Origin of the sequence: Fundicoccus culcitae, from assembly GCF_024661895.1 — a bacterium.
In the GTDB taxonomy this organism is placed as follows: domain Bacteria; phylum Bacillota; class Bacilli; order Lactobacillales; family Aerococcaceae; genus Fundicoccus_A; species Fundicoccus_A culcitae.
The window spans coordinates 2504438-2523002 of the sequence record NZ_CP102453.1 but is presented as its reverse complement, the minus strand read 5'-3'; the positions used below and the strand labels follow the sequence as shown (position 1 = coordinate 2523002).

The following is an 18565-nucleotide window of genomic DNA, read 5'->3' as shown; positions in this document are numbered from 1 at the left end:
GAATGTCACCTCGATTCTTTCTTAAAAATCTTACAATTAATCTGCAACACGCATATGGTAAAAGGCTAAGGTGTATCCTAATAACATACTTGGTTCATATTGAGTGATACGATTAGAGTGCGCTACTTTTTCCGTTAAATTTCCTAAATAAAGTGACGGCGAAAGTTCTGTAATCATATCTTGTGCTTCTTTATATAAAGTATCTTGTTCTTCAAAATCAATCGCCATTCTAGCTTCTTCTAGTTTAGCTGTCACATCCGCATCATCTAACCAGGCAGCTGAACGGTAACTACCATGTGCAGATGGGTGATATTTACCAAAGGTATGACTGTCTACGTGTGGATAGGCTAAAGAATCGAGTAAGACAGAGATATTTGCTGTGGTTTCAGGGCTTGTCATGGCTTCAGTAAATGGAGGCCATGTCGTTGGGATTAACTCTACCGTAATTCCAATTTGAGCTAAGTTTTGGGTAAACAATTGACTTAATTGACGCTGGTCCGTTTGATCAGCCATGTACATCATGGTGACGGTGACTTCTTGACCAGCGTAAGCGGATTGATCCATGTAAGCTTGAGCTTTTTCAAGATCGTAGTCATAAACGGTTGCCGTTTCGCTATTGCTCTCTAAAGAGATTGGCACAGGCCCTCTAGCCGCATCCGAATTACCTAAAATTTGTTGTTGAACAATGGTGTAATCCACGGCGTGAGCAATGGCTTTTCTGACATTAATGTCATCCGTTGGTGCAGCTTGTGTATTCATAACAGCTTCAAAAAGGGTCGCACTTGGCGCATCATAAACGGTTAAATTATCTTGTTGAGCAAATTCAACATAAGCCGTTGGATTCATATTTCCATGAACGTGATCCACTTGACCTGAAATAAGGAGTGATTTAGCGGTCGCTTCTTCTCCAACATTCAAGATGGTCGCATGTTGTACAGAGTTTTCTTCCCAACCTAAGAAGTAATCTTCAAACCAGTCAAGGTTAAAGTCACTTTCACGGTTCCATACGCCTAAGGTATAAGGTCCAGAACCAGCATCATTTGAGTTTAGGAAAGCTTGACCATAGTCGCCATCTTGTTCATTCGCTTGTACTAATTGAGAATCCACAATAAATAACTGTGTTAATGAGGCAATAAATGGTGCAAATGGACGTGTTAATGTGAATTCCACTGTGTGGTCATTGGTGGCTACGTAGCCATTTTCCTCGAATAAGCCTTCCCATAACCAAGAATTTCCTTGGCCAATGGCTAGCATTCTTTCTAATGAGTAAACCACGTCATTAGCTGTTAATGGGTTGCCACTATGGAAAGTAACGTCATTGCGTAAATTTATGGTATACACTGTTCCGTCTTCAGATACTTCGTAATCACTGGCTAAATGCGGCATAGGAGTAATAGAACCTCCACCTTCAGGGTAAAACAGTGGGTCATATAAGTTAACAGCTGCCGCCATTTCCGTATAATCGACTGCTTTTGCTGGATCAATTGTTCCTACCGGTTGGGGATACAAACTTGAAACGGAAAACTCAGCGGCAGAAACTTGCAAGGTAGAACTAAAAATACTAAAGCCCAACACTAAGGTTGATAGTAATGTAAACCATTTGAATTTTTTCATAATCACGCCTTCTTTCTCACTAATTTCTAATTATGCTAACATATAAAATTGTGAAAAGATAGACTTTTTTTATTTTTTTTAGTGAAAACGCCTTCTGATATTAGAGGAAGATTAGAGTTTGTTAGGGTGTTTGTTGGAGGATAAAACTATATTGGGTAGGCAATCGTTTACTTTTTCATATAGTGCAAAAATTCTTCTCTTTATAAATCGCTTGTGAAAAGGCTTTTCTAGCTATAAAAATGTTTCGGACAATTTTATATTAGTTCGATAGTTATGTTCGAGAGGTGTTTGATTGAAGCGCCTTAGATGCAAGAATCAAGCACATTACTTTTGAATCTACTACGAGTGTTTGTTGATGGTTTGGATGATTATATGATGGAAGATGGTATTAAAAAGAAAAGTGGAGATGGGTAATCGTGGTGGGGTCTGGGGGTGAGGTTGGGGGTGTGGTCTGGTAGTGTGGTTGGGGGTAGTCGGTTGGGTAGGAGTACCGGCATGTGGCGATGGCGGTACTTAGCTTGATTCGTCTACCGGAATCTGGGGGAAGTTTCAGGGTTGGAGGTAGTCGGTTGGGCGGGAGTACCGGCATGTGGCGATGGCGGTACTTAGCTTGATTTGACTACCGGAATCTGGGGGAAGTTTCAGGGTTGGAGGTTGTCATTTTGGCGGGAGTACCGGCATGTGGCGATGGCGGTACTTAGCTTGATTTGACTACCGGAATCTGGGGGAAGGTTTGGGGTTGGAGGTTGTCATTTTAGCGGGAGTACCGCCATGTGGCGATGACGGTACTTAGCTTGATTCGACTACCCTCATTTGAAGAACAAAAAGAAGCTGACTAGCAGCTTCGTTCAATGTAGCTATACTTCGACTTTCGTTGTATGGCAAATACAGCGCTCGCTGTTGGAAAAGACTTCTTGTGAAAAAGCAATGACTTTTTCGACGTTTTCTAGGTTGGTGGAATAGTGGTGCCAGGTACCATTTTTTTCGGTATTAACTAAGCCGGCTTCTTTCAAGACTTTAATGTGATGGGATAAGGTCGGCTGGGTAAAATCGAAGTGTTCCAACAAATCGCAGGCACACATCTTCCCGCACGATAACATATCCATGATTTGAACCCGACTGGGGTCGGACAAAGCCTTCATGACTTTTGCATAACGTTCGTAATTCATGTCATCTCTCCTAAATTTTTTCCGTATCAAACAGCTTTCGACACACAATCGCAGCCGCTGCCCCACCCAACATCGGTGCTAGAATATACAGCCACAGTTGATTCAAGGCAAGTCCACCTGTCCATATCGCTGGACCAAAACTGCGTGCTGGGTTTAAGGAAGTGCCTGTCAGTGATGCTCCAAATAAAATTAATGTGATTAAGGCTAATCCAATAATTAAACCAGCAAATTGTGGTTGCCCATTTTTTCCTGAGGCAATTAAGATAATCATAACAAAAAAGAAGGTCATAATAAACTCTAAGAGAAATCCACCTAATATGCTGACACCTGGTCCAAGCACGGTCACTCCAAGACTGGTCGTTCCAAGTTGATTGCTTGCTAAAATAAGCGCGAGTGTTGCTGTCGCTAAGGTGGCGCCAATAAATTGAGCAAGCAGGTAATGGATCAAATCAGCGGTATGTATTCGATGGTTTAAAAACATGGCAAGCGTGACCGATGGGTTGAAATGTGCGCCTGAAATGTTGCCGAAGCTGAAGATCAGGACGGTGACGACGAGGCCAAAGGCGAGTGCAATGGCTATTAGGTTGTCGGAAAAGACGGCGGTTCCTGTGCCTATTAGGACGAGGAAGTAGGTACCGGTCAGTTCTGCGATAAATTTTTTGTTCATGATGATGGGCTCCTAAAATTATTTGAGTCAAAAGACTATTTATTTGTATTAAAAGATTGTATACTTTTGATAGATAGATAGATATTTGTCTATGTATAATAAACTGTTTGCGACTATTAGTCAATGAGGAGGAATGGCGATGAAAGAATTAATTTTTGCTGATGTTGTTGATGAAAAAGTGATTGATGTGCGGACTCAAACGGCTTTTCAAGCAGGACACCTGAAAAATGCGTTGAATTTAAACCCTGGTAATTTTAAGAAATACCTTGATTATTTTGTCGGTGATGATGAAAAGATAGTTGTGGTCATTGATGATGTGACAGTTTTAGATGAGATTAGTCATGATTCTGTGATTGGTTATTTGATGGCTGATTCAATTCCGGAGGATACTTTGGTTGGTGTTGAAACCATTCCTGCGTCAGAATTCTTGGGCTTAGAAACGGATTATATTTTGTTGGATGTGCGGACACCGGATGAAATCACACGCCCTGCTCCTGAGAAAAACTTGTTGAATATTCCTTTTGAGGATTTACCTAAGCGTTTAAATGATTTAGATCAAACTAAAACGATTTATACATTATGTGGTTCGGGAAATCGTAGTACCGCAGCGGCTTCTTATTTGTTGACCCAAGGGTTTGATGCGCAGGTCATTGAAGGTGGGATGAAGGCTGTGCAGGCGGTTGGTGAGTAGCAGAGGGATTTGTTAAGGGGGTTTTGAGATGAAAAAGGTCTTGTATTTTTTGTGTACGAGTAATTCGGCGCGGAGTCAGATTGCGGAGGGTTTGGCCAAGTATTATTTGGGCGATGAGTACGACATCTATAGTGCGGGTATTGAAGTGGGGGTTGTAAATCCTTATGCGGTGCAGGTTATGGATGAGATTGGGATTGATATTTCGGATCAAACGTCAAAAGTGATTGATGTGCGTTTGTTTCAATCGGCGGATATTGTGGTGACTTTGTGTAAAGATGCCTATGAACGGTGCCCGAATGTGCCACCGCGTTCTAAGCATATTCATTGGGGCTTAGAGGATCCGGCGAAGGTGGTGGGGACGGATGAAGAGATTCATGCGGCGTTTGTTAAGACACGGGATAGTTTGCATGAGTTGATTAAAGCATATGTTAAGGATGGGATTACTGAAGATACTAATTTCATTAATCGGGAAGATACTTTTTATCCTCAACGGGACAATTTTGGTGCTGTGATGCGTGAGATTCGTGAGGAAAATGGTTTGTCACTTGAGGATGCAGCGGAGAAAATTGGTGTCAATGTTAATTTCTTGAAGCGTGCGGAATCTGACGAGGCTGTGCCTTCGAAGTACTTTGTTCATGCTTTTGCGGATGTCATGAAGGAAAGTTATGATGAGGTGTTGGATCGGTTGTATGTTGTGGGGTAGGAATTGGTGTTGGGGGCTGTCACGGGGTGACAGCTTTTTTGTGTGGGGTGGTGGCCTGAACGAGGTGGGGATAGGCCACTTGAAACGTTAAGTGGCCTACCGATTTACTGATAGGCCACTTAAGTCTTTCGCACCTCCACTATTCTCCCATCACTTCTCAAAATCTTCCTTCTTAACATTCAAATGAAAGACTTTGCCGCTGCGCTCGTAGAGGACATCTTCTTGGTTGAGGCGGTGGTTGGCGACACGGGCGACCGCAAAAAAGTAGTCGGATAAGCGATTGATGAATTTGAGGACGTGTGGATTGGCATCTGCTTCTTTGCGGTTGGTTTCATAAGTCTGGTCGACTTTGCTTTGGTCCAAATAGTGGTTAAAGCTGACAATGGCTCGTTCCGTCCGACGCGTGACCGTTCGACAAACATGGAGTTCCGCCGCTAAACGACTGCCACCGGGCAAAATAAAAGATTCAAGTGGCTTAGGTTCCTTTGAATAGGCGTCAATGATATTCTCCAGCCATTCGGTGGGTTTTTCATTTGTGCGATAGGGATATTTATTGGTGTTTGAGGTTGCTAGGTCGTTGCCGCAATCAAATAGGAATTGTTGGATTTGCTGGAGTTCTTGTGTGAGCTCCGGCCAAGCTTCGGGCGAGGAAGCTGCCGAACCAACAAATGAGTTCAATTCATCGACGGTGCCGTAGGCTTCCACACGGATAGAGTTTTTCGAGACGGTGTAGTTGCCATTGATTTTAGTTTGGCCTTTATCGCCAACGCGTGTGTAGATTTGCATGTGTAGTTGCTCCTTTGAAATGTAACTATTATACTACATAAACGGCATAAAGGTCGTATAATAGTTACAATAATTAATTCAGTCTTTTTTTAGGATTGATTCTGATGTTTAAATTTCTTCTGAATAATCGGCACAATGATAGGTTCTAAGATAAAGAAAAATATAAGATTACCGACAGCGTGTAAGATATCAAACGGAATACCGTTCAAATAATACACGGTAAAATTACTTAAACCATAGGTGTAATATGACATCAAGGAAATGGTAAAACCATAGGTAAAACCAGTAATCCCTGCCCAGATTGAAAAAATGATGCGGTTTCTAAGACCACCATACTTGTAGAAATACTTTAATACTACCGTTAGTACCATAATAACGACAAAAGAAATTATTTGCATGATTGACCAGATACCCATTCCTAAAAATATGTTTGTTAATATTACTGAGAATACAGAGACGGTAATTCCATCAATCACTCCGATATTAAGGGTAATTATAATTAACATCGCTGTCATCGGTTGAATATTGGGTAAAATAGGTAAAGCAAATATTAAACGTCCAACTGTAACAAAGGCTGTTAAGACAGCAATTAGCGTAATCCGATTAACGGTGAAGTATCTGGACTTAGAAGTCACTGTCTTCAAGTCTCCACTCAATAGCATCGCCTTCTTGAAGTTCGTATTCGCCAGCCCCAACAGCTGCCATCTCATCATTGATATAGTACATCCAGTAACGCTCTGCAGCAACATCTTGTTCATTGCCTTCAATGGCTGATAAGAAGCCACCTTCATCGACAACGTCATATTCTTCATTCATCACATCAATCAATAGCGTCCCTTCTGGAACGACCACTTCTTTCGTTAAATCTGTTAATTCCTCACCATCAATCAGGATAGCAATCGACGCTGTTACTTCCTCCTTATCATCCGTTGTTTCACTATCTTCCACGCTACTTTCAATGATAGTTTCAACACTTTCCGTTTCAACTACCGTTGATTCTGTTTCTTCTTGATTATTTGTTGTACATCCAACTAACAAAGCCGCTGCTGATAACAAAACAATCCATTGCCCTAACAATCTTTTTTTCATAATAAACACTATCTCCTCTTAAAAAATTTTTTAATCTGATAAATAAAAAAAGTCTATGCACCAAACATAGACTCATCATGAGACTGCTTTAACCCGAAACAGTCCGTGTGTGGTATTAGCAAACTAAGGTAAAGTTCTGACTACATGTATTGTACATGATTACAGTGGCGGGACCGTATTGGAATCTAACCAAACTTCCATACCTTAGTTGTCTTTGATTGGTATTGCTTTTATGTTTAATGAGATTTAATTTGAATTAATCAAATTATTCTTAACAAGTCTTAATTCATTTATTTCATTTGAAAACGCTGGAATAATCGGTTCAAAATATATACCTAGTTTTTGATCACGATTGACCGTTAAACTATGTGTAATGGACTGTTCAACATATTGGGCACTACGAATAACCGCTTCTTTTATTGGAACGCCTAATAAATAATAGGCTGTAATCAAGCTCACTGAAACATCTCCTACACCTTTAAACCAAGTATCCTCTTTTTTGTGCATATGAAAATAAGGTTCTGCATCTTTAGTGTAGATATAATACCCGATTTCATTATCTTTCTTTTCAAACGCTTGAAAAACACCCGTTAACACAACGTTTTTTGCACCTAAGTCGATTAGTTTTTGAGCTATAATGGGATAATCTTCTGGTCCAATATCTTCTGAGTAGGGAAAGTCCGTAATCAGACACGCTTCAGTAATATTGGGTACAATCACTTCACCATACTTGACTAATTTTCGAAACTGGCTTGGAAAATCTTCGCTAAATCCAGCATATAATTTACCAAAGTCAGCCATGATTGGATCAATAATAACTGGCATTTTATATTGAATTGTATCAAGATATCGGATAGTCGATGTAATTTGTTGACTATCTGCAAAATACCCTGTTATACACCCTTTAAACTGGATATTTAATTCTTGCCAATGATTCAAAATTTTATCAAAGGACTCATTTAAGTAATGTTTTACCAAACCAGAATAGCCTAAGGTATGGGTTGATAAAATCAAAGTAGGTAATAAGGCTACTTCAAACTGGGCGGCTTCTAATAAAGGTAAATTTGACATACCAGCTACTTTAGCCACTCCAGGCAAATCATTAATCACTAACACTTGTTCACTCATCATTAAAAACTCCTTAAAAAGCTATTTTAGCTTATACCCAACTGAATTTATGCTTATTTCTTGGATTAAAGATATTTAGTAAAATATCATAAAAAGCTTGGATATGTGGTTGATTTGCATTTTCTTTATTTGTCACGAGATACACTGGATCTTTGTTAACGACCGTTTCAATCACACGAATCGCTCCATTTTCTATCTCATTTTCTAACCGACCTAATCGTAAAACGCCGACACACTGATGATTTAACACAGCTTCCTGGACCACTTCATCACTCGTCGTATCAATCACATTTATCCGCTGCTTGAGATATGGGAAGGTATGGGATGTTTTATAAAAATCACTTTCATCAATTAACAAAGGATATTTGTAAATATAGTCCTCTGCCGTTAATTCAGGACTAAAGATATCTTCGCCTACACAAATCCCAATCGCTTCGTGTCCTATTTGCACAGACTCAAAGGATTTCGGTAAAACACTGCCTGAAACGATGCCAATATCAATCCTGTTTTTCAACAATTTGTTGACGGTTTCCTGATTGTTCGATGCATCTACTTTAAACCCTATACCGGGATAAGTCCAACGCATTTTCGTGATGGTGGGAATAAAGTACTTGTAACAGTAATAATCATGACCTTGTAACTTCAGTTGAAAGGATTCTTTCCCTAAAAGCGATAACTGCGCGATTGCATGGAGTTCTTTGTTAATATTGAGACTATGATTATATAATTTGAAACCCGCCTCGGTTAATTGATATTGACCCTCTTTTCGATCAAACAGGATCACATTTAGTTCTTCTTCCAGCATTTGAATATGTTTGCTGACAGTGGGTTGAGAGTAATTTAGTTTGATGGCTGCCCTTGAGAAGTTAAGTTCTTCGGCCACTACTTGAAATGTTCGGAGTCTTTTCATATCCAATGTTAGTCACCTAATCTCCTTCATGTTGTTTATAGTTATCTATGGATACTACTAGGAGATAACTACGGCAATGGATTAACCATCCTTATCTGAATTATAATACGCTTCAAGCTCATTTTCATCAGTATAATTATTAACCGCTTCATTCAACGCCTCAAACCGCAAGGATTTGGCTAATAACTTCATAGCGGCTTGCTCATGTTTCATCGACAAGACGCCCAAAGAAGACATAATATAATCATGATCCAACAAAACGACTGGCGGACGTTTAGGCAACATTTGGAGCGAGTCTTTCTTTTTTTGTAACTTCTTTAAAACGGCCTCGCCATTACTCAACCGTGTCAAAGCTCCCCCTGTGCCAATCACGTATTGAACGCGACTCAAATCCTTGCCTTGCGCCAGCGTCGACCGACCTGTAGGACCATAGACATAGCGAATTGAGCCGACATGGCGATCGATAGCCGTCGTTGTCGCTACTTCTGCCATTTTTTCCAAGAATTTACGTTCTTGATCATTGCATGGAATGCCATCATAGCTTCGACGCAGCTCATCTAAATCAAAGCCTTCGTCTATCAGTTGTGCTTCACCATATAATTGGATGACCTGCTCCAAGTTGACATACAAACCAATGTCGCCTTCCACCGTCCGTTTAGCCTTCGGCTCTGGTGCTACGGAAATGCGGTCAAATTTAGGCGACCCTTCTGTGACCGAATGGATATCCGTGGTTGCCCCACCGACATCAACGACCACCACATCCCCTATGTATTTATAAAACAATTTCGCCATTACCATCACTGCACCCGGCGTCGGCGTAATATTTCCATTCACCAAATCATACACGTGCTCCATGCCCGCTGCATGCACAATATGTTTTTCAAAGGCATCTTGGATGACGGCTCGCGTCGGTTCAATATTTAACAGGTCAATTTTAGGGTAAACATTCTCCACAATAAATATCTCCTGCTTTGCCCCTTCAAAGATCAGTTTAATTTCTTCTTGATTTTCCACATTACCTGCGTAAATTACCGGAATTGACAAAGCTAAATCCGCAATCTTTTCACTATTTTCAATGGCCGTATCGCGTTCACCATAATCTACGCCACCTGCAATTAAAATCAGATTAGGCTGTTCTTCTTTGATCTTAAGTAAATCGCTTCGCCGTAACTTTCCAGCTGTAACCATACGAATAACCGCACCCGCACCAAGGGCAGCTTCTTTGGCTGCACGGGCGGTCATATCAAAGACTAGCCCATGAACCGTCATTTTCAAACCACCAGCCGCACTTGAACTGGCAAATAATTCGTTATAGGTTAATTCAGAGATATTTAGTTGGGTTTTGAGGTTTTCAATACTGGCTTCGATGCCGATCCGGACGTCTCCGGCTTCAACGGTAGTGGTTGCCTGACCTTGACCGAGGAAGACGGGCTCAGAAGACGCATCGCTAATGCCATTAAAGGCACTAACGACTGTCGTCGTTGAGCCAATTTCGGCGACTAACACATCAATCCGCATAGAGTGTTACTCCTCTCTGTTTTCGCGTTCCCATCTGGCTTCAACTAAAGCGGTTGCGACGCTAACCCCTTTCGTTCCGCGACCGAAGCCGGCATCCATCCCATTTTTAACGGCAATTTCTGGAACCACTTGGGTCCCACCAGCTAGTAAGATTAGCTTGTCACGGACACCTTTTTCCACACACAGATCATTAATCCGTTTCATGTTTTTGTAATGAATTTCATCATGTGAAATGATGGTGGAAGCCATAATCGCATCGGCATCCATTTCAATGGCTGCATCCACAATTTTTTCGACCGGAACGGATGTGCCTAAATACTCAACTTTGATGCCGTATTTTTCGATACCCCCGTGTTTGATGTCGATGATTTCGCGTAGACCGACCGAATGTTCATCCTCACCAATCGTTCCGGCGACAACGAGCATCGGTTGGCGTTCAATGTCTTGGCGAATTTCATCTTCGGATAAAACGGTGGGTTCTTCAGGAATGACTAAGCTGTCCTTATCAATCACAAACGGAACGATCCCTTTCATTTCGATACGTGTCCCTTCGGCATTTTGTAAGACTTCCGTATTGATGACTTCACACTCTTCCAAGCCCATCTTTTTACCGATTTCTAAAGCCGTATAATGGGCTATCCGTTTGGATTCTGGAATCATAAAGGTTAACAAGATCACGCCGTCACCTGCCCACTCGGCTTCAGGTTTGATTTTGCCTTCTTCACGGTAAGGTTTAGATTCGGCTAAGCGGATATTAACATTATCGGTCTCATCCAGCTCATCAATGTAGACGATTTTATCCGGATCTTCTAAGGTTGAACCGTTTATCAAACTCGATGGGTTTTGGACCGCTGCTTCATCATACTGGGCCACATTATTGTATCCATAGTGTGCGGTCACAGGTGCCATATAATCTGCGTCACGTTTGTAGACGGAGTTGGCGCCAATGCCCCCATTAATTTCACGTTTAATCCCATCGCCATTCCGGTCTGGAAATTCGCCAGAGTCAACAAACATGCCATTTTCAACAGCTTGGAAATAACCGCCTTGGGCAATAATGGCTTCTAGGAACAAAACAGCACGTTCTTTAATTTCACGCGCATCATCTCTCAGTTGGCCGTCTTCTTTTAGTTCTAATAAGTCATTCAAACCATCCAGCCCTTGGAAAACTTGCTTAGCCGTATCGACCGCCTCCACATTGTAAATATGCCATGGGACATTACGGCCTTCATCAGGAGTAATGGTTGATTGAATATCGGCACTCGTCAACTTAGAAATTAAGATATTGAGTGTATGGGTGACAGTGGCTTCACGGGTTGAAGCTTCCATATATTTGGTGTTTTGTTGTGCCCGCATGCGATATTTATCAAAGAACTCTCTGAGGGCAACAGCATACGGCAAATCAATCGTCATCGATGGTGCGGGTGGTGCCGTCGGTGGAACGGTTGATAAACAAATATTGCCGTCTTCAATCCCCACTTTAGATGAAACACCGGTGTTAATAGCATGTTGGACCATTAATTCAGGCATCACTTTCCACGCTTCACGTGCCGTCGCATTGGCATTATGCGCTCCATCAATTTGCGCAATCCCAGCCCAAGCCATCACCCTTTTAGCCTCACAAGCATCAACAAAGGAACGTACCATATTGATATTGCGGTATAAAACATTGTATTGCGGGTCTTGGTGGGCGCCATTTACGCCTTCTTCGGCAAACATGACCGCAATCTCCGGTCCAGCAATTCCTGAAATATAGGAATGGTAATTAATGGGACGACCGACTTCTTCTTCAATTAAGTCGAGGGCTTTTCTTTGCGCCCGTACTTGTTTTCTAGTAATAGGCACACCCCCCACACCTTGCGGGGTTCCTTCAATCAGACCCTCAAAATGGGATTGCCCTGCTGTACGAATCACCATAATATGGTCCGCCCCATGCCAAGCCGCCATCCGCATCCGCCGAATGTCATCTTCAAAACGACCAGAGGCTATTTCGGTGGTAATAGACGGCGTTCCTTGTGGGTCAATATTATCAAAATACTTAGCCGACGGCAAAGCCACATAATTTTTGAGTGGGCGCGACATATCTTTATAGTTAAATTGATGCATTTGATATTGTGGTACCGGCGTCCGCCACGTCCATCCCCGACGCTTAGGTCGGTAATCTTCTAGGTTTTCCAGAATTTTATTAATATCAATTTTTTCGTTTATATTTAATTTATATTCCGTCATTGACATCCCCTCCTCTAAAAATGGCTTCCACTTGATCCCAGTGCTTACCTTCACCCAACTCAAGTCCTGCTTGTCGAATGGATAAGTCATTTTCCTTAGCGATGCGATAAACCAAGTGACCGGCTCCTTTGGACATAAAATCATATTTTAAGACTTGATCGACGATGGCTGTTGCCTCAGTCGAGGAAAAGCCCATCCGCATAATCACAGACCGTTCAATGGAAGGCGAGGTATATTCGTGTCCCATTTTTAAAAGCGGTGCGATGATTTCATCAATTAACTCCCAAAAGTGATCTTTTAAGGCTTCATCGGATAAGTGCGCTAAAGGCTGTCTAGCTTCCTCAAAATTTTTCGTTTCTTCCATTATGTTTACGCTCCTCCTGTTAATTCTTGAACAAATGCTTCAACGTCTTCAATGCTTCCGTTAATTTCCTCGGCTAAAAACTGCCACTCGGCTGGCGAAAAGTTTGCGCTTGACGGTGACTGAGCCAGCGCCGTTCTAATCCGTGACCGCTTAGGCTGATTTAAATCCAAATCACGCGCCTTGATTAAGCCAGGATCCTTGGGTAAAACAATCGATTCCCCTGGAACTTCCTCATCCGGATCCCCAAAATAAATATCAATGCCATTATCGCGGGCAAAGCTTAATTGCGGTTGGACACTCTTACCTGCCCCCGTATATTCCGTTTCCTGCACCAGAATGATTTGATCTTCATCCATATCTTGGGCTAAAGCAAATGCCGCCGCTAAAGAGGTATTGCCTGCTGGACCTTTCTCTAATCCTTCAATCCAGGCTAGCGTTTCGGTGATGAAAAAGACTTCCCCCTGTTTGACAAGCACATAACGATCCATGTAGCGTAACGGGCGAGCCGCTGAACGGGGAACGTCTGAACGATCGGGATTAGTCGAAAAGGGAATTCCAAAACCTGTGTGCCCCGTCGTGAAGGACTTCCGATTAAAATCCTCATCCGAAGCCATATGTAAACCCGACAAATCCACACTAGCCGCTACGATTTGTGAGCTAGTATTGCCCGCTTTTCTCAAGCCACGAACCGTCCCCGTTAAGTTGCCTCCACCTGCATTGGTAACCACTACCACATCCGGTTGTTGACCCACTTGACGGTCAAATTGTTGCTTAATTTCATAGCCTAAGGTTTCGACCCCCGCAATCCCAAAGGGTGTGTATAGCGACGCATTAAAATAGCCGGTCTCTTCAAGGATTTTTAAAAATTGATAAAACAACTCAGGTCCAACCGTTAATTGCACGACTTCAGCCCCTAAGGCCTCACATTTACGTGCCTTTTCAACAATTTCTGGTTGCCCCACTTCCTTAGAATCAAAGCATTCCTGAACTACGATACATTTGAGCCCCAATTTAGCCGCATGTGCTGCCACCGCCGCCCCATAATTGCCCGAAGTGGCCGTCACAACACCCTTATAGCCTAATTTTTTAGCATGATAACACGATATCGATGCCCGCCGGTCCTTGAAACTCCCCGACGCATTAGCCGCTTCATCTTTAATAAATATCCTTGCCCCTTTACCGGCAGGATCATACTTCCGTGCCAGTTGCGTCATATTCTTAAGTTCAACAATCGGTGTATTTCCAACCCCAAGCTCTCTTTGAATGCTAATCATCTCATCCATACTATAAGCGACAGAATTCATCATATGTTCGTAATCAAAGCTAATACCCTCGCCCTCAAAATCAGCATAATTGATTTGTAACGAATCACTCATAATTTGATTTTTTCGAGCCATCACCGTTTCATAAGCCTTATCCGTCATTTTCCGCACCGCCTTCCAAAGCATCAGCTAATAGTTGATGAATTTGGGTAATTTCAGGGATGTAACGGCCAAAAGAATGTGTGTAAACCGGATTAACTTGGACTAAAGTCCCGCCAACTCTGCGTTTCGTGACCGTTTCAATCATCACTTCTTGCCCTACTTCCGCTTCTTCTTCTAATAAATACCCCTTAACCCACATAATTAACGGCGTCGCTTTTGTATCTTCTGGAACTTGCGCCGCTCGTTGTTCAGCCGTTAAAACAACCGCTGAAATTTGTACCCATTCGCCTTTTTTAACCAATCCTATCGCTCCTTATCTTTGTGTCATTAGGTCGTTACTAATTCAAGCTATTCTGTCCTTTTTTCTTCCAATTTTGGACAGAATACCGCTATTCTGTCCTTTTTCCTTCTGATTTTGGACAGAATAATGCTATTCTGTCCTAATTGCTTATGGGCAGGGGTATTTATTTAAAGGGTCTTTTAGCTTCATTCACTTGATCTCTAAAGTCGCCAAGAATGGCGTGTGGAATGGGTAGATCAATCATGGTTTTCAAACCAGCCTCGGCGTTGATAATTTTGGGAATCATATTCACCAACATAGCGATGGTTCCGAGACCCCCTTCAATTTCAGGCGTGTTAACGAGATTGACATTGGGACTGCCGTCGATAATCACGTAATCCCCTGTTTCTACGCCCACTTGCTCAGGTTCAATTTGTTGCGGATGTTGGAGGGTAAAGAACTCCTTGCCGTCAACCATCCCTTTAGCGCTCATATCGACACCTGCCACTTGACCAGCTTTGGCTTCACCATAAGGGGATTTGCGGTCGACCTCGGTGATAATAGGTTGCATCTCTGTGGTCAATGCGTCAAGTTGGACCCCAAGGGCATCGGCCATCATATGAACGGATTCTTCAAAACCAACATGCCCGGCCATTTCGCCAGCGGCTTTGCGTTGGTTAAAGGCTTCGGGCGTCAACCCAATCCCTTGCTCTTCCATGACGGCTTTACCAAACGGCGACAGAGAATTGATGCGTTTTGAGGTAATTTGTTTAACATCCACCAAAGCTCCGGTCATAACTAAGACTAATAAATCCATAATATGCCCAGGATTAATACCTGTCCCTAAAACCGAAACGCCGTTTTCCTTAGCCAGTCGGTCGATTTCAGCGGCTAATTCTGGATTTTGTGCTTTGGGATAGGCCATTTCTTCGGCACTTGAAATAACATTCATTTTGTTTTCAAGAACGCGTTTGATTTTTTCGAAATTCCCTTTGACATATGAATCGGTACAAATAATCACAACATCGGCTTGGTTAGCTTTGATGTAATCGTCAGTTGTGCCGACAGGGATATTTATTTTATGGGGGTGGCTTTGGTTGATGACCTCGAAAAGAGGTTTTCCGACTTTTTCACCCATATCAATGGCACCAACTATATCGATTCCTTTTTTCTGCAAGAGAGTTCTTGCCACGCCACTTCCCATGGCGCCTAAACCCCAAATGATGACTTTAATATTTTCCATTTTAAACCTCCTAAATAAATACCTTCGCGACATATTTGCTAGTAAACACATTAAGCAGGGAGCCGTAGGTCAAGTCGAATTGAACGGTATCCCCTAATTGATAGTCTTCTTTGGCTTGGGTAAAGTCCAGAATCAGGTGATCGGAACTCGCTCCGATGATTTCAAGGCGCTTGTCTCTAGGTTTAATATTGCTTGGATCAACATCCTGCTTACCTAGCGCCAGAATGCCTCGGCGCATCGTGCCTTTATCTACGAAGGTTGGTTTTTGACCAAAGGCGTCTTGACCCACTTGTCCAATCGGCAGAGACGGCTTATCACGGTATTCGATGATTTCTGCTTCTAGGGTAAAGACGTCTTGATGCATCTGAGGGATGGGCTTTCCAAAGGCTGTTTCAACGCCTAAGACGAAGGCCTCCCCTATTCGCAGCTGGTTAATTTCTGGAGGAATGGCTTCGTCTAATAAATATAAAGTAGACGAGTTTCCGCCTGAAAGGATGTCGAGTTGGATATTGAAAGTTGCTTCAATGCGTTGTTTGTGTTCAACTAATTGTTGCAAGATGGCGTAATTAGGAATAATCGCGCCGTAACACGTTAAATTAACGCCGATACCTATGAGTTCGATGTGTGGCAGTTTTAAAATGGCTTCGACCGTTTGGTCGATTTCTGCTTGCTCAAAGATGCCCTCTCTAAGGTCGCCTAAATCAATCATCAGGATGATTTTGTGATATTTATTTTGGGTTTGAGCGGTTTGATTAATGGCTTGGATGGTTTCAAGCTGTGAGTTCAAACTGATATCGACGGTCTCAACGAGTTTTTGAACTTGGGACAGCATCGGAATGCGCAACAGCAGTTTTTCTTGTTTGATATCGGTAGGATAATTCGCAAAATTTTCCAGTCTTGAGTCCGCTAAAAAAGCTACATTTTTGGTGTCAGCGTATAAGGCGACTAGTTCTGGATAGGCACTAAATACCTTGGTCACCGCCGCTACCTGAATGCCTTTTGCCTTAAGTTTGTTGCTTAAATAGTCCAAGTTATGTTTGAGTTTTGTCCTATCGACGGTCACACGTGGATATTGCATATAATCACGTCCTTTCTGTTGGTTTGGGGTAAAAAGATATTACGTTTTCTTCATTTTGTTAATGTTGAATAGGTAATAAATGATGAGTGAAATAACAATCCCTATCAGAGCGGTTCGTAAATGGAGTAAACTATCGGATAAAATCATCCAAAAACTCACGATGATGGCTAATATTGGAATAGTATAGCCACCAGGTACTCTAAATTGCCCCTCATTCGAGTATTTTTCGGCTAATTCACCGCGAGCACTTTTTCTTCTTAACACAATAACGGCTAGAGCTGTCGGTATAAAGGCGAAGAAGTTAAATACAACACTTAAATCAACTAAGGTTTCAAATGAACCTGATAAAACCAGTATTAAGGCTACCACTGATGTAAGGATAATCGATGCAACAGGTGTTCCACTTTCATTTCTTTTCGAAACGGATTCAGGCAATAAACCATCTTCAGCAATGGATTCGAGTAAGCGGGGACTATGCGTTGAATCGCCCACGTTTAGCCCGATTAAAGAAATAATGGCAGCGATACTGACAAACCAAAAGCCCCAAGAGCCCACCATCGCAGCAAAAGCGTCTTGGATAGGTGTGTTCGTCGCTAATATATCCGGACCCAGCATGGTGATGGCAGCTGCGATTAACAAGACATACATAATAGTGACAATCGTTAGTGATATTAGAACAGCCTTTGGCATGTTGCGTTTTGAATCTTCTACTTCACCACCTATGATGGGCAACGTTTCAAAACCAACAAAGGTATAAAATACGGTCATGGCCGTCGAGGCCAAGGCTGAAGAAAAGGTGGTGTCTTCGGATATTTGTATAAAAGGCGTCCAATTTCCAGCATCTATTCCACCTTTAATGAAGAATAATCCCATAATTCCTACAAATATAAATGGAACGACTTTCGAAATCGTGACAACATTTGAAAATCCTTTAATAACTTTTAAGCCACCTAAGTTCATAAACATAAAAAAGATGATAACTAAAGCGGCAATAATCATTTCGTAGCCGGCAAAAATAGGAAATGTAGCCCCTAAAATTTCACCTAAACCACTAGCTGACGCAGACCAAACCGCTGTTACGGTAAACCACGAAAGAATCCCGATCACAAAAGCCGTTTTCTCTCCATAGGCAACTTTGGCATAGGTATAGGCTCCCCCGTTTTCAGACACATAACCAGCCACTTCAGCAAAACACAAAGCAAGTAGAAAGACCAAAAAAGCACTAAATATCATCGCTAAAATTGAGGCAGGTCCTAAATCGCGATAGATAATTTTCGGCAACAGCAGGATGCCTGCGCCCAAAACGACATTAATTCCATACAAGATGGCTTCACGCAAATTAAATTTTGTACTTTCTGTATTTATCGTTACGTTTTCTGTTGTTTCACTCATAAATAGGTAAATCCTCCTAAAATAGTTAATTGAAGCTTGATTTGAATACACGCTACCCTCCTTAATTCTATTAAAGCCCTTTCATTCACATAAAAGTATATCAGACAATTCTATAAAAAATATTTATATTGTGAATAGTTGATATTCAATTTGAGCATAGCGTTTTCACTATTTTAATGAGATTATTTTGCTAATTTGAACATATCGATTCTTTTATTTTTTGTCAAGCGCTTACAATGGTTGAGTGAAATAATGCTTGCTTTGGCGTGAAGCAGGGGTA

At 41.9% G+C, this 18565-nt stretch carries 18 protein-coding genes and 1 riboswitch; of the genes, 2 read left to right on the top strand and 16 right to left on the bottom strand.

Annotation, left to right across the window (positions count from 1 at the left end):
• Nucleotides 1–36: 36 nt before the first annotated feature.
• From NRE15_RS11475 to NRE15_RS11465, 3 genes are all read right to left on the bottom strand, one after another.
• Nucleotides 37–1614, bottom strand: coding sequence for an ABC transporter substrate-binding protein (locus NRE15_RS11475; RefSeq protein WP_313793016.1), 1578 nt, complete (start codon nucleotides 1612–1614; stop codon nucleotides 37–39).
• Nucleotides 1615–2471: 857 nt separating this feature from the next.
• On the bottom strand, nucleotides 2472–2783 hold the full coding sequence (locus tag NRE15_RS11470; RefSeq protein ID WP_313793015.1) for an ArsR/SmtB family transcription factor: 312 nt from the start codon (nucleotides 2781–2783) through the stop codon (nucleotides 2472–2474).
• 10 nt (nucleotides 2784–2793) lie between these two features.
• Nucleotides 2794–3450, bottom strand: coding sequence for an MIP/aquaporin family protein (locus tag NRE15_RS11465; RefSeq protein WP_313793014.1), 657 nt, complete (start codon nucleotides 3448–3450; stop codon nucleotides 2794–2796).
• A gap of 139 nt (nucleotides 3451–3589) precedes the next feature.
• On the opposite strand from NRE15_RS11465, the gene NRE15_RS11460 reads away from it, so the two are divergent.
• The gene (locus NRE15_RS11460; protein ID WP_313793013.1) at nucleotides 3590–4141 is read left to right on the top strand and encodes a rhodanese-like domain-containing protein; all 552 of its coding nucleotides are present in this window, start codon (nucleotides 3590–3592) and stop codon (nucleotides 4139–4141) included.
• A 28-nt stretch (nucleotides 4142–4169) separates the two neighbouring features.
• Entirely contained in the window at nucleotides 4170–4844 is a 675-nt protein-coding gene (locus NRE15_RS14630; protein WP_390887147.1) for an arsenate reductase/protein-tyrosine-phosphatase family protein, read from the top strand.
• Between the two features lie 150 nt (nucleotides 4845–4994).
• On the opposite strand, the gene NRE15_RS11445 is transcribed toward NRE15_RS14630, so the two are convergent.
• The 13 genes from NRE15_RS11445 to NRE15_RS11385 form a co-directional block, all read right to left on the bottom strand.
• Nucleotides 4995–5630, bottom strand: a complete 636-nt coding sequence (locus NRE15_RS11445) for a cob(I)yrinic acid a,c-diamide adenosyltransferase (protein WP_313793012.1) — start codon at nucleotides 5628–5630, stop codon at nucleotides 4995–4997.
• 89 nt (nucleotides 5631–5719) lie between these two features.
• Nucleotides 5720–6286, bottom strand: coding sequence for an ECF transporter S component (locus tag NRE15_RS11440; protein ID WP_313793011.1), 567 nt, complete (start codon nucleotides 6284–6286; stop codon nucleotides 5720–5722).
• The gene (locus tag NRE15_RS11435) at nucleotides 6255–6719 is read right to left on the bottom strand and encodes a DUF4430 domain-containing protein (RefSeq protein WP_313793010.1); all 465 of its coding nucleotides are present in this window, start codon (nucleotides 6717–6719) and stop codon (nucleotides 6255–6257) included. The genes NRE15_RS11440 and NRE15_RS11435 overlap by 32 nt, the downstream gene beginning before the upstream one ends.
• Nucleotides 6720–6792: 73 nt before the next feature.
• Nucleotides 6793–6945: riboswitch (adenosylcobalamin (AdoCbl) riboswitch) on the bottom strand.
• Nucleotides 6946–6965: 20 nt separating this feature from the next.
• Nucleotides 6966–7850, bottom strand: a complete 885-nt coding sequence (locus NRE15_RS11430) for a pyridoxamine kinase (RefSeq protein WP_313793009.1) — start codon at nucleotides 7848–7850, stop codon at nucleotides 6966–6968.
• Between the two features lie 28 nt (nucleotides 7851–7878).
• Nucleotides 7879–8757 (bottom strand): LysR family transcriptional regulator, encoded by an 879-nt coding sequence (locus tag NRE15_RS11425; RefSeq protein ID WP_313794995.1) that lies wholly within the window; start codon nucleotides 8755–8757, stop codon nucleotides 7879–7881.
• A gap of 81 nt (nucleotides 8758–8838) precedes the next feature.
• A complete protein-coding gene (locus NRE15_RS11420) occupies nucleotides 8839–10275 on the bottom strand; it encodes a GlmL-related ornithine degradation protein (protein WP_313793008.1) in 1437 nt (478 codons plus the stop codon).
• Between the two features lie 6 nt (nucleotides 10276–10281).
• Nucleotides 10282–12504, bottom strand: coding sequence for a D-ornithine 4,5-aminomutase subunit OraE (oraE, locus tag NRE15_RS11415; protein WP_313793007.1), 2223 nt, complete (start codon nucleotides 12502–12504; stop codon nucleotides 10282–10284).
• Nucleotides 12491–12868, bottom strand: coding sequence for an ornithine aminomutase subunit alpha (locus NRE15_RS11410; protein ID WP_313793006.1), 378 nt, complete (start codon nucleotides 12866–12868; stop codon nucleotides 12491–12493). The genes oraE and NRE15_RS11410 overlap by 14 nt, the downstream gene beginning before the upstream one ends.
• Before the next feature lie 5 nt (nucleotides 12869–12873).
• Nucleotides 12874–14292 carry a 2-amino-4-oxopentanoate thiolase subunit OrtB gene (gene ortB / locus NRE15_RS11405; protein ID WP_313793005.1) on the bottom strand — a complete coding sequence of 473 codons (1419 nt, stop codon included), beginning with the start codon at nucleotides 14290–14292 and terminating at the stop codon, nucleotides 12874–12876.
• The gene (gene ortA, locus NRE15_RS11400) at nucleotides 14282–14593 is read right to left on the bottom strand and encodes a 2-amino-4-oxopentanoate thiolase subunit OrtA (RefSeq protein ID WP_313793004.1); all 312 of its coding nucleotides are present in this window, start codon (nucleotides 14591–14593) and stop codon (nucleotides 14282–14284) included. Before ortA ends, ortB begins: the two co-directional genes overlap by 11 nt.
• A gap of 163 nt (nucleotides 14594–14756) precedes the next feature.
• On the bottom strand, nucleotides 14757–15815 hold the full coding sequence (gene ord, locus NRE15_RS11395) for a 2,4-diaminopentanoate dehydrogenase (protein WP_313793003.1): 1059 nt from the start codon (nucleotides 15813–15815) through the stop codon (nucleotides 14757–14759).
• Nucleotides 15816–15825: 10 nt separating this feature from the next.
• Nucleotides 15826–16893: an ornithine racemase Orr gene (gene orr, locus NRE15_RS11390; protein WP_313793002.1), complete on the bottom strand. Its 1068-nt coding sequence runs from the start codon at nucleotides 16891–16893 to the stop codon at nucleotides 15826–15828.
• Nucleotides 16894–16932: 39 nt separating this feature from the next.
• The gene (locus NRE15_RS11385; RefSeq protein WP_313793001.1) at nucleotides 16933–18285 is read right to left on the bottom strand and encodes an APC family permease; all 1353 of its coding nucleotides are present in this window, start codon (nucleotides 18283–18285) and stop codon (nucleotides 16933–16935) included.
• Nucleotides 18286–18565 lie beyond the last annotated feature (280 nt).

What these genes read in the sequence shown, in the direction of transcription:
- NRE15_RS11475 (WP_313793016.1), bottom strand. Translation starts at nt 1,614, where the DNA reads ATGAAAAAATTCAAATGGTTTACATTACTATCAACCTTAGTGTTGGGC.
- NRE15_RS11470 (WP_313793015.1), bottom strand. Translation starts at nt 2,783, where the DNA reads ATGAATTACGAACGTTATGCAAAAGTCATGAAGGCTTTGTCCGACCCC.
- NRE15_RS11465 (WP_313793014.1), bottom strand. Translation starts at nt 3,450, where the DNA reads ATGAACAAAAAATTTATCGCAGAACTGACCGGTACCTACTTCCTCGTC.
- NRE15_RS11460 (WP_313793013.1), top strand. Translation starts at nt 3,590, where the DNA reads ATGAAAGAATTAATTTTTGCTGATGTTGTTGATGAAAAAGTGATTGAT.
- NRE15_RS14630 (WP_390887147.1), top strand. Translation starts at nt 4,170, where the DNA reads ATGAAAAAGGTCTTGTATTTTTTGTGTACGAGTAATTCGGCGCGGAGT.
- NRE15_RS11445 (WP_313793012.1), bottom strand. Translation starts at nt 5,630, where the DNA reads ATGCAAATCTACACACGCGTTGGCGATAAAGGCCAAACTAAAATCAAT.
- NRE15_RS11435 (WP_313793010.1), bottom strand. Translation starts at nt 6,719, where the DNA reads ATGAAAAAAAGATTGTTAGGGCAATGGATTGTTTTGTTATCAGCAGCG.
- NRE15_RS11430 (WP_313793009.1), bottom strand. Translation starts at nt 7,850, where the DNA reads ATGATGAGTGAACAAGTGTTAGTGATTAATGATTTGCCTGGAGTGGCT.
- NRE15_RS11425 (WP_313794995.1), bottom strand. Translation starts at nt 8,757, where the DNA reads ATGAAAAGACTCCGAACATTTCAAGTAGTGGCCGAAGAACTTAACTTC.
- NRE15_RS11420 (WP_313793008.1), bottom strand. Translation starts at nt 10,275, where the DNA reads ATGCGGATTGATGTGTTAGTCGCCGAAATTGGCTCAACGACGACAGTC.
- oraE (WP_313793007.1), bottom strand. Translation starts at nt 12,504, where the DNA reads ATGACGGAATATAAATTAAATATAAACGAAAAAATTGATATTAATAAA.
- NRE15_RS11410 (WP_313793006.1), bottom strand. Translation starts at nt 12,868, where the DNA reads ATGGAAGAAACGAAAAATTTTGAGGAAGCTAGACAGCCTTTAGCGCAC.
- ortB (WP_313793005.1), bottom strand. Translation starts at nt 14,292, where the DNA reads ATGACGGATAAGGCTTATGAAACGGTGATGGCTCGAAAAAATCAAATT.
- ord (WP_313793003.1), bottom strand. Translation starts at nt 15,815, where the DNA reads ATGGAAAATATTAAAGTCATCATTTGGGGTTTAGGCGCCATGGGAAGT.
- orr (WP_313793002.1), bottom strand. Translation starts at nt 16,893, where the DNA reads ATGCAATATCCACGTGTGACCGTCGATAGGACAAAACTCAAACATAAC.
- NRE15_RS11385 (WP_313793001.1), bottom strand. Translation starts at nt 18,285, where the DNA reads ATGAGTGAAACAACAGAAAACGTAACGATAAATACAGAAAGTACAAAA.